The organism is Staphylococcus roterodami, from assembly GCA_022493055.1.
GTDB classification, from domain to species: Bacteria; Bacillota; Bacilli; order Staphylococcales; family Staphylococcaceae; genus Staphylococcus; species Staphylococcus singaporensis.
This window is the reverse complement of the sequence record CP092781.1, coordinates 1,361,902-1,376,013: the sequence shown is the minus strand read 5'-3', so window position 1 is coordinate 1,376,013 and position 14,112 is coordinate 1,361,902. Positions and strand designations below refer to the sequence as shown.

The window sequence follows — 14,112 nt, the reverse complement described above, 5'->3', positions numbered from 1 at the left end:
TTAGGGGATTTATTTTATAGATTATTTCGTATCGTTAATGATAAGTTGTCTTAACGACTGACGTTTTACGACTTCACGTGCCTTACCGTCTTTCAAGAAGAAAACGGATGGCTTCTGCATTTGATTGTAATTTGATGACATAGAGTAATGATATGCACCTGTTGAAAGGATCGCAAGGTAATCACCACGTTTTACTGATGACGGTAATTTAGCATCTTTAATAATGATATCTCCAGATTCACATAATTTTCCTGCAATAGTAACCGTATCATCTGAATCTTCATTTCTGTTAACTAATAATGCCTGATACTTCGCATCATAAAGTGCAGTTCTGATATGGTCACTCATACCACCATCAATTGAAACGTATTTATTAACCCCAGGAATTTCCTTAATTGTTCCAACTTCATATAAAGTAACACCGGCTTCACCAACAATTGAACGACCTGGTTCAATACCTAATTCTGGCGTTTCGATACCAAGAAGCTGTACTTCAGATTTTATTGCATCTGTAATTTCCTTAATTCCTTTTTCGATAGGGAAACTTTCATCACCTTCGACATATTTAATACCAAAGCCGCCACCAAGATTCAATAAATCGACTTGAATGTTTTGTTCTTTTAACCAATGCAATACGATTTTAGCAGTTTCGATAAATGCCTCTGTTCCTTCAATTTGTGAACCAATATGACAATGAACACCTTTTAATTTTAAATGTTTGGATTGTAGGACTTTTTCAATTGCTGTTTTGGCTAAGCCATATTGAATTGATAATCCAAATTTACTATCTTCTTGTCCAGTTTGTATAAATTCATGTGTATGTGCTTCAACCCCTGGGTTCACACGTATAACTACTTGAACCGTATCATTGGCATATCGATCAATTAAATCAATTTCTTCTAAAGAATCAATCACAAAATATCCGATTTTATTTTCTAAAGCATATCTAATTTCATGTTTTGTTTTATTGTTACCGTGAAAATGAATACGACTTGGTTCGAAGCCTGCTTCTAATGCCGTGTATAATTCGCCTTCGGAAACAACATCTAGTTGTAAATCTTCTTCAGCTACAAGTTTGACCATTTGAAGGCAAGTAAATGCTTTTGAAGCATATGAGATATTATATTTTAAGCCACTTTCTTTAAATGCGCGATGATAACGACGCATTTGTTCTCTAATTTGTAATTCGTCATAAACAATGGTAGGGGTACCGAAGCTTTGCGCAATGGTTTTTAAACTTATGCCGTCCATTGTTAATTCACCGTTTTGATTATATTTAACAGTCATTTGAAATGTACTCCTTTTTTAAAGAATCGTGATTCATTGCACTTAATTGTTCTGAATTTGCACCTACACCTTTAAAAGTGTATTCATCAATGCGTATATCATTATTATAAAGAATAACTTCATCTTGTGCATGTACATTGTCATCAACTTCAACAAACATATGACTCATCATTAATGCACGTATTGGGTATCGTTTGCCATTGATAAGTGCTTCATGTTTAGAACGCGTTCTTAAAATCCCATCACCATAACCAATATCAACAACAGCTAATTTTGTATGATCTTTCGTAGCTTCAAAAGCAAAGCTGTAACCACAATAGTCACCAGATTGGACTTCTCGTATTTGAATCACATTTGCTTTTACAGTTAAAGATTGAACTATCTCTTTCTGTTGTAATGAACTGTAAGGTCTTGAACCGTAAAGTGCAATACCTACGCGTGCGTGTGTATGGTGGGGGAGTAATTCTTGTCCTTCACGATAAAAACTTGCGCTATTTTGTGCATGTATTAGATCAAATTGATAACCTTCAAATAAAAGTGTCTCAACAATATTCATCCATTGCTCACGCTCGATAGTATAATCAGACACATCAAACTCGTCAGCGTAACCAAAGTGAGTCCACAAACCACTAATTATCATTTTGGCATTTTGATTAAGTTGATGATCTTTCAATACTTCTTTTATTTCACTTAAATTCTTCAATCCAGAACGATGTAATAAATTTTCAAACTCTAAGTGAACATGAATACCAGCCAAGTCTTCTTTATGTTCATAGTAAAATGTCAAAGAAGGCAAAGTCATATGGATGTCATGCTCACGGACTAAATCAAAATCATATACTGCATTCATTAAGAATATCGTTGCATGAGGTGCAAGTTGTCTAACTCTAATCGCTTCACGTAATGACGTAGTACTAAACGTATCAATACCTGCATGGATAAATTGGGATACAGCAAATTCTAGGTCATAGTGATATGCATTATTTTTAACAACTGCCATTATTGGTTGATTGTTTTTAACTGCTATTGCATTTTGTAAAAATGTCTTCGTATTTACAGACCATGTTGCTGTCAATGTACTACACCTCTTTGTAATTTATTAATAAATTTTCATAATAATTGGCCACATCAATTAACACTTTTTCATCGAAATTTAAATGTGACGTGTGTAAACCGGTAACAAAGTCTTTATCTTCATTACGTGTACCAATAAATACAAAATAAGCCGGTGCAAGTTTTTGTCCATAGAAGCTAAAATCTTCACCGAATAAAAATGGTGTCGGTTTATCATAAACATCTAACTTAGCTTGAACTAATGCTTGTTCTACTTGAGCACGTAGCTTTGGACTATTGATTGTAGGAGGATATCCTTCTGCGAATTTAACTTCACAATTAACATTGAACAATAGTTTTACACTTTCAGCTATTTTTAGCATTTGATTTTTAACAATAGTTAAATCATCAATATCATATGTACGAATAGTTCCTTCTAAATAACCATTACTTGGAACCGTATTAATCGCTTCACCAGCTTCAAAGTGACCAATATGAACTATATTTCGTTTCAAACCGTTTAGATGAAATTGTTGAATCTGTGAAATTTGAGTCAGAACATGCTGTAATGCTTCGCCACATGAATGACCTTGTTCTTTATCAGCCACATGACTTGATAATCCTTTTAAGAAAAAGCGATATTCTGTTGCACTAGCAGTAATTTCTTCGTCCCTAATTACTGCAATTCCTTCATCAGCAAATGGGTTAACGTGTATACCAAATACCGCTTCAATTGGATATTTTTCAAAGGCATCTGCCTGAATTAACCGATTTGCACCACCACCTGTTTCTTCTGCAGGTTGGAAAATGAAAACGACATTTTGCGGTAATTGTCCAGCATCTTGCATCTCTTTACATCGTTGTACAAATAGCATTAATGCAGTTGTATGTCCATCATGACCACACGCATGCATCACATGATCATTTTGACTACGATAAGGTACATCATTTTCTTCTAAAATAGGTAACGCATCAATATCAGCTCTGTATGCTATAGTATGGGGGCCATTACCTTTTAAATAAGCAATGACTCCTGTTTCTAAAGGGCAGTCGTATTGAATATTTAAACTATCTAAAAATGCTTTGATGTAAGCAGTTGTTTCAAATTCATGTAAGCTAAGTTCAGGATGTTGATGTAAATGACGACGATGCTTCGTAACAAATTCTAATTCATTCATAATTATCAATCCTTTATGTTAAATTACTTTACTTATAGTGTAACTCATTTTAAAAACTTTACTTTTTAATATATGAAAATATAAACAATAAGGTTGAGACATAACCGTATCTCAACCTTAGAATTATTATACGTTGACGTAACTAGTCATTTAATTTTCTTAATGCTGCTACAATTTCTTTTTTAGTATCTTGTACTTCAGAAGCTTGTTTAATCACTTTTGCAGGCGTACCAGCGACAACTGCACCGGCTGGTACATCTTGCGTAACAATAGCACCTGCTGCAACGATTGCGCCTTTACCAACACGTACACCTTCTAAAATAACTGCATTTGCTCCAATCAATACGTCATCTTCAATCACGACAGGTGAAGCACTAGGGGGCTCAATTACACCAGCCAATACTGCGCCAGCGCCAACATGTACATTTTTACCAGTCGTTGCACGTCCACCTAATGTAGCATTCATATCAATCATTGTTCCTTCGCCAACGACAGCACCAATATTAATTGTTGCGCCCATCATAACGACGGCACCATCTTCAATAATAGCTTGTTCTCTAATAAATGCACCTGGTTCAATACGTGCATTAGTATTTGTTAAGTCTTTTAATGGAATGGCAGAATTGCGACGATCCATTTCAATTTCTATATCTTCGAATTGACTACCATATGTTTCGTAAAAAGGTTTCCAATCATCTGCTTCACAAAAGATAACTTTAGATTGTTCTGAACCGAACACTTTGAAACTTTTTGGATATGTGATGCCGTCAAAGTCACCGTTTACATATATTTTTAACGGTGTAGATTTTTTCGCGTCACTTATATATTGAATAATTTCTTCTGCTGTTAAATGTTGTACCATAAATAATAATTCTCCTTTAATATGTTTATAGATTATCAAACGTATAAAAGCCGTTTGGTTTATTGATTAAACGTTCTGCTGCTTGAATTGCACCATTTGCAAAAATATCTTTTGACTGTGCACGATGTGTAATTTGAATAGTTTCATCAGTGCCTGCAAATAATACTTCATGTTCGCCTACAATCGTGCCACCACGAATCGAGTGAATACCAATATCTTGTGGTTGGCGTTTTTCATTTAATTCATGTCTATCGTATACAGGTGTTGCATTTTCTTTTAAAGACGCAATTACGTCATACAACTTTTCCAGTGTACCACTCGGAGCATCTACTTTTTTATTATGATGTGCCTCAGTCAATTCGATGTCGAAATCATCAAGTAAGGGAACAGCAGCTGCTAAAATTTTAGTCAGTGCATGAACGCCATAACTCATGTTCGCGCTGAAAAATACAGGCATATTTTGACTCAATGCGTCTAACTTATTAAGTAGTTTTTCTTTCTCACCAGTTGTTGCCACAACTAATGGCAAATGAAACTCTTCATCTAATAAAGGGAATAAAAGATTTGGATTTGAAAAGTCTATTGCAACATCTGCATCCTTTACATCCGCAATATGTTGATATTGCTTATATGGAGTTTTTTCTTTAGGTGTAGGTTCAATAACACCAACGATTTCATGACCTTTTTCTTCTGCCAGTCTAGCAACACGTTGATTCATTGCACCATAGCCAATTAGTAATATTTTCACTCGTTTTCACCCGCTTTATATTTGTCGTATGCATTGCGAAGCACCTTAGAATTAGCTTCTTCTAACGTGATTAATGGCAATCGTAATTCATAGTCGCCAAATCCTAAATAACTCGTTAATGCCTTGATTGGAATTGGATTAATATCAACTGATAGGGCTGATAATAAATTACCAATTGGTTTAAATTGATCCTGAATATCTAATCCACTTTGTTGAGCATCGTATAACGCTTGAAATTCTTTAGGTATAACATTTGCAATGACAGAAATAACCCCATTACCGCCACGTTGATAATATTCGACTACATTGTCATCATTACCGCTGTATAATGCAAATGAATTTGTATTGATTCGTTTTTTCACTTCTTCTAAATACTCAAAATCATTCGTAGCATCTTTTAAAGCTACAATATATGGATGATGACTTAATGTTTCTACAGTTTCTGGGTCGATTGTCATATTCGTTCTTGATGGTACATTGTATAACACGACTGGTAATTCTACTGCATTTGCGATGGTTTCAAAATGTTTAATTAAACCACGTTGATTTGTTTTATTGTAGTAGGGCGTAATTAACATGATTGCATCAGCACCTAATGCTTTTGCTTGTAGTGATGCCTGTATAGATTTTTGGGTATCATTTGTACCTGTTCCTGCTATGACAGGGATTCGTTTGTCTACTAAATCAATGACTGTTTTTAATATTAACTCTTTTTCTTCAGTCGTTAGTGTAGGGCTCTCGGCAGTGGTACCATTAACAATGATTGCTTGTGTATCATTTTCTAGTAAAAAATTAACATGTGCTTTTAAAGCTTCAAGGTTAACTTCGTTATTTGTAAAAGGGGTTGTAAGTGCAACGCCAACACCCTCAAATAAATGTGTCATTTTAATTCGCTCCTTTTAAACGCATGACTTGTTCCAAGACTTGTACGGCATTTAATGCAGCACCTTTTAATAAATTGTCTGATGTACACCATACATGGAATGTGTTATCTAATGAATCATCTCGACGAATACGGCCAACAAATACTTCATCTTTATTTGTAGAATTAATTGCCATTGGATACTCATTATTTTCTGGATTATCTACTAATACAACACGTGAATCTTGATCAAATAATGCTTTAATTTCTTCTGCTGTTGTTTCTTTATCAAGTGTTACATCGATTTCAACACTATGACTATCTTGAACAGGAACACGTGCACATGTTGCAGTTACTTTTAAATCTGGTTCATTTAAAATCTTTCTAGTCTCATCGATCATTTTTTGTTCTTCTTTTGTATACCCATTTTCTAAGAACACATCAATATGAGGTAATACGTTATTATAAATTGGGTGTGGATATGCTTCAGGAGCTTTACCATTTACGCCTTCAGCTAAATCTTTTTTACCTTTCATTCCTGATCCTGAAACTGCTTGATACGTTGTATAAGCAACTCGTTTTAAACCATACGCATCTTGTAATACTTTTAATGGAACAACAGATTGTATTGTTGAACAGTTTGGATTTGCTATAATACCTCTCGTAAATGTTGGTTCATTAACCTCTGGTACAATTAAATCAATATCTTCTGCCATACGCCACTGACTCGAATTATCAATAACGATTGCTCCAGCTTTTTCGAATAGTGGGGCGAAGTGTTCACTTGTTCCGCCTCCAGCACTCATTAAAACATAATCGAAATGTTCACTTGCACGATCATCAGTTAACTCTTGTACTTCATATGTTTTCCCTTGAAATTCAACTTCTTGCCCTGCAGAACGTGCTGATGAAAATAATACTAATTCATCAAAAGGAATATTTTTACGATTTAAAGTTTCTAACATTTTTGTACCTACTAATCCTGTCGCACCAACTACTGCTAATTTTGTCATATCTAGTCACTCCATTTTGTAATAATTTCCAATTTTTAGAATATTTTTAATAATAATTCTACCATTAAATATTAAATGCGTCATATAGTTTTTCTACTGCTAATTGACCATTAAAATCATCGATAACATATGAAATACTAATTTCTGAGGTTGTTGTTTGGTAAAATGGTATGTTATTTTCAATCAATGTTAAAAATGCCTGTGATGCAACACCTGACATATCTCTCATTCCTGAACCGATTAATGAAATTTTGACATAATTCTCATTGATTTTATAAGCTAATGCTTCAAATTGCTTTTGCAAATTTTCTAGAATCATTGAAATTTGTTGGTAATCACTGTCCTTAATTGTAAAAGACAATTGTAATCCTTCTAAATTTACAATTTGCGAAATCATATCGACATTAACTGAACCTTCTTCAAGTTCTGTAAATAATTGTGTCAGTAATTTATTGTCCGGCAGGGGATAGCTAATCGTGACATGCATCATATGTTTATCTAATGCCACACCTGTGACTGCTTTTTTCTCTAAAATTTCTTCATTTGACATAATCCAAGTTCCTTTCACATTTGATAATGTTTTACCTAAATAAATAGGGATATTATAATTTTTAGCTAATTCAACACTTCTAGTTTCAAGTACACCAGCACCTAAGGCACTCATTTCCATCATTTCTTCATATGATACGATGTCGAGTCGTTTAGCTTTTGGTAATAACCTAGGATCAGTCGCATATACACCTTCGACATCTGTATAGATTTCACATGGAATTTGATTGCTGACTGCAAGTGCCACTGCTGTAGTATCTGAACCACCTCTACCTAGGGTCGTTAATTCTTGATGTTCATTGATACCTTGAAATCCTGCAATTACTAAAATGTCGTGATCCTGAAAGGCGTGTTCAAATGTTTGAGGATTAATTTGAGCAATTTTACTTTTCAAATGATGACCAATAGTTTTAATACCTGCCTGATAGCCAGTCATAGCTTTAGCGCTAACACCGATATCATTTAATACCATCGATAAATAAGAGACAGTTTGTTGCTCGCCAGTTGTTAGTAATAGAGCAAGTTCCTGCTGTTTTGGTGCTTTTGTTAATGTCGATACATTCGTCATCAATTGATCGGTTGTATTACCCATAGCACTTACAACGACGATGAGTTGTTCGTCTTGACTTACTCGTGATTTTAACATTTCGGCTATATTTTTTATTTTTGTAAAATCACTGACGGATGATCCGCCAAATTTCAACACACTTCTTGTCACCATATAATCCTCCTAATATATAAGAAGGGCACACAATAATATAAAAAGAGCAAGCTCGGAATGCGAACTTGCTCTTAATCTATATACAAGTGATGCACTCCATTATTTTTAAATAATGACAAACTCTCAGCTCTTAACCAAAAAGTCCAACAAATTATAACTGCTATTATAATCGCTTCGGCATCGCACCCTTTCAAGTTTAGCTGTTAGCAGACAGTTATCTAAACTTTACTCATGATTGATGCGCCTCATCAAAATATTATTAAATTGGTATGTGTTCATTATACATATGACAAATATGAATGTAAACCGATAATTTAGATTTTTTGGAATAACCAGAAAATTTAAACTTAAAAAAGAGGTTTTGTTAACAATAAGAGTTTTAAAATATTCAGTATATGAATTTACAATCTAACAATATTTAAATCATCTCGATTACATACAAACTAATACGACAAAATATTTTTCGACTGTAATGTCAGTTAATCTTAATTGTATTAAAAGTAGGGGATAAAAAATGCGAATATATAATAAAGACGAACATCTTAATACAAAATTTGCATCTTAGATGTTCGCCAAAGTCTTATTAAAATATATTAATTATTGATATGTTTTAATCTAAGCTTATTTTAAAACGCCGATTTCCTGTAAGTATTCTTCATATGGAATTTCTTTTGAAACGCCACCTTGTTTATTCAAATCGATAACACGGTTTGCGATTGTATTGATAAATTCAAAGTCATATGAAGTAAAGATAATAGAACCTTTGAATGATTTAAGACCATCATTAACAGCAGTAATACTTTCTAAGTCTAAGTGGTTTGTTGGTTCATCAAGTAAAAGAACGTTTGCACTTGATAACATCATTTTACTTAGCATACAACGTACTTTTTCTCCACCTGAAAGTACACTAGCTTTTTTCTTAACTTCTTCTCCACTAAATAGCATACGACCTAAGAAGCCACGTAAAAATGTTTCGGTTTGCTCATCTTCCGGTGCATATTGTCTTAACCAATCTACAAGGTTCATATTAACGCCCTCAAAGAATTCTGAGTTATCTTTAGGGAAGTAACTTAATGATGTTGTTACACCCCATTTATAAGAACCTTCGTCTGGTTCCATTTCACCAGCTAATATTTTAAGTAATGTTGTTTTCGCGATTTCACTATCTCCAATTAAAATTGCTTTATCATTTGGATTCATTGTGAATGAAATGTTATCTAATACTTTTTCACCGTCAATCGTTTTAGAAAGATTTTGAACGATTAATAAGTCATTACCAATTTCGCGCTCAGGTGTGAATTTAACGAAAGGATATCTTCTTGATGATGGTTGAATATCATCTAATTCAATTTTCTCGAGTTGTTTTTTACGACTTGTTGCTTGTTTTGATTTAGAAGCGTTTGCAGAGAAACGTGCAATAAAGTCTTGTAACTCTTTCATTTTTTCTTCTTTTTTCTTGTTTTGTTCTTGAGCCATCTTTTGTGCTAACTGACTAGATTGATACCAAAAATCATAGTTACCAACATAAACTTTAATTTTACCAAAGTCTAAATCAGCGATATGTGTACATACGTTATTTAAGAAATGACGATCATGTGATACAACGATAACAGTATTATCAAAGTTAATTAAGAAATCTTCTAACCAACTGATTGCTGGTATATCAAGTCCGTTTGTAGGCTCATCCAGTAATAGAACATCTGGTTCACCGAATAAACTTTGCGCTAATAAAACTTTAATTTTTTGGTTGTTTTCTAATTCGGCCATTTTTTTGTCATGTAAAGTTGGATCAATACCTAAACCAGATAAAAGGTTAGCTGCATCAGCTTCAGCATTCCAACCATTCATTTCTGCAAATTCACCTTCAAGTTCAGCAGCACGAATTCCGTCTTCATCACTGAAATCTGGCTTCATATAAATTTCATCTTTTTCTTTCATAACTTCATAAAGACGTTCATGACCTTTGATTACAACATCTAGAACACGCTCATCTTCATAAGCATAGTGATCCTGTTTTAATACAGCTAGACGTTCATTTTTACCTAATGAAACGTGACCTGTTTGAGAATCTAATTCTCCAGATAATATTTTTAAGAATGTTGATTTACCTGCACCATTCGCACCAATTAATCCATAACAATTACCTTCTGTAAATTTAATATTTACATCTTCAAATAGTTTACGATCTCCAAAACGCAAACTGACATCAGTTACTTGTAACATGCATTTTCTCCTTTTTTTCATTCGATATTCTAACGGAAGAATTATATCATATAATCGTCACAGTTTCGACCTCATATAAGTTCTAATGATAGAATGACGCACACATGTTATAATAATTAAGAATACAAGAATCGAAGGAGAATAACATGGCATTAGACAAAGATATAGTAGGTTCTATAGAATTCCTTGAAGTAATAGGGCTACAAGGCTCAACTTACCTTTTAAAAGGACCAAATGGTGAAAACGTTAAATTAAACCAATCAGAAATGAACGATGATGATGAATTAGAAGTAGGTGAAGAGTATAGTTTCTTCATTTATCCAAACCGTTCAGGTGAATTATTTGCAACTCAAAATATGCCTGATATTACGAAAGATAAATATGATTTTGCTAAAGTACTTAAAACGGATCGCGATGGGGCACGTATAGATGTTGGATTACCTCGTGAAGTGTTAGTACCATGGGAAGATTTACCAAAAGTGAAATCATTATGGCCGCAACCAGGTGATCATTTACTTGTTACATTGCGAATTGATCGTGAAAATCATATGTATGGGCGTTTAGCGAGTGAATCTGTCGTAGAAAACATGTTTACACCTGTACACGACGATAATATGAAAAATGAAGTCATTGAGGCCAAACCATATCGTGTATTACGAATTGGAAGCTTCTTATTAAGCGAATCAGGTTATAAAATTTTCGTACATGAATCAGAACGTAAAGCTGAACCAAGATTAGGTGAATCTGTTCAAGTTAGAATTATCGGACATAACGATAAAGGTGAATTAAACGGTTCATTTTTACCACTTGCGCATGAACGTTTAGACGATGATGGCCAAATCATTTTTGATTTACTAGTTGAATATGATGGCGAATTACCATTCTGGGACAAATCAAGCCCTGAAGCAATTAAAGAAGTATTCAATATGAGTAAAGGTTCATTCAAACGTGCAATCGGTCACTTATATAAACAGAAGATTATTAATATAGAAACAGGTAAAATCACTTTAACTAAAAAAGGTTGGAGTCGAATTGACTCAAAAGAATAAGTAAAGTAAACACGTATCATCGGATGCGTGTTTTTTATTGCGCATGGATTGGTCAACAACTTTATGCTGATACTCTGTTAAAGTCTTGGTTGTTGAAACTGTTGAGGAAAGACAATGGTATCGTCTTTGTTGTGGAATCTGAAAGAAGACTTAAAATATCAATAAAACAATGGTGCTATATTACATCGGACTGATGGAGAAGTTTTTATCTTTTCATCAGTCTATTTTTTATTCCCAATTTTATTTATCAATAGATATGTATACCTTGTCAGAATTTTTATGAGGCATTTTAATTTTACGAATGATAAATCATTTTTTAAATAAGCAAAATTAATATTTACGATTTCTTAACAAACATTTATGCAACATTTACAGTTTCTAAAAATGAGATTAATAATTCAAGGTTAAGATAAAGGTGTAATCAATACAAATACTATTTGTTGTTCATACAGGGAGGATATTTCAATGAAAAAATGGCAATTTGTTGGTACTACAGCTTTAGGTGCAACACTATTATTAGGCGCTTGTGGTGGCGGTAATGGTGGCAGTGGTAATAGCGATTTAAAAGGGGAAGCAAAAGGTGATGGATCATCAACAGTAGCACCAATTATTGAAAAATTAAATGAAAAATGGTCTAAAGATCACTCAGATGCTAAAATCTCAGCCGGACAAGCTGGTACTGGTGCTGGTTTCCAAAAATTCATTGCAGGAGATATCGACTTTGCTGATGCTTCAAGACCAATTAAAGATGAAGAGAAACAAAAATTACAAGATAAGAATATTAAATACAAAGAATTCAAAATTGCGCAAGATGGTGTAACGGTTGCAGTAAATAAAGAAAATGACTTTGTTGACGAATTAGACAAACAGCAACTTAAAGCAATTTATTCTGGTAAAGCTAAAACATGGAAAGATGTAAATAGTAAATGGCCAGACAAAAAAATAAATGCAGTATCTCCTAATTCAAGTCATGGTACTTATGACTTCTTCGAAAATGAAGTAATGAATAAAGAAGATATTAAAGCAGAGAAAAATGCTGATACAAACGCAATCGTTTCTTCTGTAACAAAAAATAAAGAAGGTATCGGTTACTTTGGCTATAACTTCTATGTACAAAACAAAGATAAATTAAAAGAAGTAAAAATTAAAGACGAAAACGGCAAAGCAACAGAACCTACGAAAAAAACAATTCAAGATAATTCATATGCATTAAGTAGACCCTTATTCATTTATGTAAATGAAAAAGCATTAAAAGAAAACAAAGTAATGTCTGAATTTATCAAATTTGTCTTAGAAGATAAAGGTAAATCTGCAGAAGATGCAGGCTATGTAGCGGCACCAGAAAAAGATTATAAATCTCAATTAGATGATTTGAAGGCATTTATTGATAAAAACCAAAAATCTGACGACAAAAAGTCAGACGATAAAAAATCCGATGATAAAAAATAACAAGATGTAATTTTAAATTCGTCTTTAAACTTGATTGATATGGTGAATCATTATTTAGGGTATGAAGCTTGAATTATCGAACCGCTGATTTTGAAATTCAGTTAGTCGACAAGCTCATCGACTTAAAATAGTGATTCATCATTATTTTACAAATTTAATTATTTTGGGAGCAATAGAAAGAGGTTGGATTATGACTTCATCTACTAATATCAAAGCATTAATCGAAAAAAACAATAGCAAAAAAGGGAAGTATAATGACAAAATTATACCAGTTATTTTAGCAGCTATATCAGCAGTATCTATACTAACTACACTTGGTATTTTAATCACTTTACTTTTAGAAACAATTACTTTTTTTACAAGAATTCCAATCACAGAGTTTTTATTTTCAACGACTTGGAACCCTACAGGCTCTGATCCTAAATTTGGTATTTGGGCACTCATTATAGGAACATTAAAAATTACAGTTATTGCGACAGTGTTTGCTGTACCTGTCGGTTTAGGTGCTGCCATTTATTTAAGTGAATATGCAAGCGATCGTTCACGTCGAATAATTAAACCAATATTAGAAATTCTTGCAGGTATTCCAACTATCGTATTTGGTTTCTTCGCTCTAACATTTGTCACACCGGTATTAAGAACAATTATACCTGGATTGGGTGAATTTAATGCGATTAGTCCTGGTCTAGTTGTTGGTATCATGATAGTTCCACTAATTACGAGCTTAAGTGAGGATGCAATGGCATCTGTACCTAAAAAAATTCGCGAAGGTGCTTATGGTCTTGGTGCAACTAAATTTGAAGTAGCAACAAAAGTTGTACTTCCTGCAGCAACATCAGGTATTGTAGCTTCAATTGTATTGGCAATATCAAGAGCAATTGGAGAAACGATGATTGTATCTTTAGCGGCAGGTAGTTCTCCAACTTCATCATTAAGTTTAACAAGTTCAATTCAGACTATGACAGGATACATTGTTGAAATAGCGACAGGTGATGCAACTTTTGGATCGAATATCTATTACAGTATCTATGCTGTTGGTTTCACGCTATTTATTTTTACATTAATCATGAATTTACTTTCTCAATGGATCTCGAAACGTTTTAGAGAGGAGTATTAAT

Annotated in this window: 12 protein-coding genes and 1 riboswitch; of the genes, 3 read left to right on the top strand and 9 right to left on the bottom strand. The window is 33.4% G+C overall.

Annotated elements, in window-relative coordinates:
- Window positions 1-21: 21 nt before the first annotated feature.
- The 9 genes from lysA to ML436_06705 form a co-directional block, all read right to left on the bottom strand.
- Window positions 22-1,287 (bottom strand): diaminopimelate decarboxylase, encoded by a 1,266-nt coding sequence (lysA, locus tag ML436_06745; protein ID UMT79418.1) that lies wholly within the window; start codon window positions 1,285-1,287, stop codon window positions 22-24.
- Window positions 1,277-2,362: an alanine racemase gene (locus tag ML436_06740; GenBank protein ID UMT79417.1), complete on the bottom strand. Its 1,086-nt coding sequence runs from the start codon at window positions 2,360-2,362 to the stop codon at window positions 1,277-1,279. The genes lysA and ML436_06740 overlap by 11 nt, the downstream gene beginning before the upstream one ends.
- 4 nt (window positions 2,363-2,366) lie before the next feature.
- Complete coding sequence (locus ML436_06735; protein UMT79416.1) at window positions 2,367-3,518, bottom strand: amidohydrolase; 1,152 nt, start codon at window positions 3,516-3,518, stop codon at window positions 2,367-2,369.
- A 142-nt stretch (window positions 3,519-3,660) separates the two neighbouring features.
- Window positions 3,661-4,380, bottom strand: coding sequence for a 2,3,4,5-tetrahydropyridine-2,6-dicarboxylate N-acetyltransferase (dapD, locus tag ML436_06730; GenBank protein UMT79415.1), 720 nt, complete (start codon window positions 4,378-4,380; stop codon window positions 3,661-3,663).
- A gap of 25 nt (window positions 4,381-4,405) precedes the next feature.
- Window positions 4,406-5,128: a 4-hydroxy-tetrahydrodipicolinate reductase gene (dapB, locus tag ML436_06725; protein ID UMT79414.1), complete on the bottom strand. Its 723-nt coding sequence runs from the start codon at window positions 5,126-5,128 to the stop codon at window positions 4,406-4,408.
- A complete protein-coding gene (gene dapA, locus ML436_06720; protein UMT79413.1) occupies window positions 5,125-6,012 on the bottom strand; it encodes a 4-hydroxy-tetrahydrodipicolinate synthase in 888 nt (295 codons plus the stop codon). Before dapA ends, dapB begins: the two co-directional genes overlap by 4 nt.
- Window position 6,013: 1 nt before the next feature.
- Window positions 6,014-7,003, bottom strand: a complete 990-nt coding sequence (locus tag ML436_06715) for an aspartate-semialdehyde dehydrogenase (protein UMT79412.1) — start codon at window positions 7,001-7,003, stop codon at window positions 6,014-6,016.
- A 64-nt stretch (window positions 7,004-7,067) separates the two neighbouring features.
- On the bottom strand, window positions 7,068-8,273 hold the full coding sequence (locus ML436_06710) for an aspartate kinase (GenBank protein ID UMT79411.1): 1,206 nt from the start codon (window positions 8,271-8,273) through the stop codon (window positions 7,068-7,070).
- Between the two features lie 81 nt (window positions 8,274-8,354).
- Window positions 8,355-8,530: riboswitch (Lysine riboswitch) on the bottom strand.
- A gap of 364 nt (window positions 8,531-8,894) precedes the next feature.
- Window positions 8,895-10,496 carry an ATP-binding cassette domain-containing protein gene (locus ML436_06705; protein ID UMT79410.1) on the bottom strand — a complete coding sequence of 534 codons (1,602 nt, stop codon included), beginning with the start codon at window positions 10,494-10,496 and terminating at the stop codon, window positions 8,895-8,897.
- A gap of 146 nt (window positions 10,497-10,642) precedes the next feature.
- Between ML436_06705 and cvfB the strand changes: the two genes are divergently transcribed.
- The 3 genes from cvfB to pstC all read left to right on the top strand — a co-directional run bounded on the left by cvfB (window position 10,643) and on the right by pstC (window position 14,111).
- The gene (cvfB, locus tag ML436_06700; protein ID UMT79409.1) at window positions 10,643-11,545 is read left to right on the top strand and encodes an RNA-binding virulence regulatory protein CvfB; all 903 of its coding nucleotides are present in this window, start codon (window positions 10,643-10,645) and stop codon (window positions 11,543-11,545) included.
- A gap of 465 nt (window positions 11,546-12,010) precedes the next feature.
- Window positions 12,011-12,994, top strand: a complete 984-nt coding sequence (locus ML436_06695; protein UMT79408.1) for a phosphate ABC transporter substrate-binding protein PstS — start codon at window positions 12,011-12,013, stop codon at window positions 12,992-12,994.
- Window positions 12,995-13,184: 190 nt separating this feature from the next.
- Window positions 13,185-14,111 carry a phosphate ABC transporter permease subunit PstC gene (gene pstC, locus ML436_06690; protein ID UMT79407.1) on the top strand — a complete coding sequence of 309 codons (927 nt, stop codon included), beginning with the start codon at window positions 13,185-13,187 and terminating at the stop codon, window positions 14,109-14,111.
- Window position 14,112: the final 1 nt, after the last annotated feature.

Coding starts and splice junctions, on each gene's coding strand:
- lysA (UMT79418.1), bottom strand. CDS start 1,287: ATGACTGTTAAATATAATCAAAACGGTGAATTAACAATGGACGGCATA.
- ML436_06735 (UMT79416.1), bottom strand. CDS start 3,518: ATGAATGAATTAGAATTTGTTACGAAGCATCGTCGTCATTTACATCAA.
- dapD (UMT79415.1), bottom strand. CDS start 4,380: ATGGTACAACATTTAACAGCAGAAGAAATTATTCAATATATAAGTGAC.
- dapA (UMT79413.1), bottom strand. CDS start 6,012: ATGACACATTTATTTGAGGGTGTTGGCGTTGCACTTACAACCCCTTTT.
- ML436_06715 (UMT79412.1), bottom strand. CDS start 7,003: ATGACAAAATTAGCAGTAGTTGGTGCGACAGGATTAGTAGGTACAAAA.
- ML436_06710 (UMT79411.1), bottom strand. CDS start 8,273: ATGGTGACAAGAAGTGTGTTGAAATTTGGCGGATCATCCGTCAGTGAT.
- ML436_06705 (UMT79410.1), bottom strand. CDS start 10,496: ATGTTACAAGTAACTGATGTCAGTTTGCGTTTTGGAGATCGTAAACTA.
- cvfB (UMT79409.1), top strand. CDS start 10,643: ATGGCATTAGACAAAGATATAGTAGGTTCTATAGAATTCCTTGAAGTA.
- ML436_06695 (UMT79408.1), top strand. CDS start 12,011: ATGAAAAAATGGCAATTTGTTGGTACTACAGCTTTAGGTGCAACACTA.
- pstC (UMT79407.1), top strand. CDS start 13,185: ATGACTTCATCTACTAATATCAAAGCATTAATCGAAAAAAACAATAGC.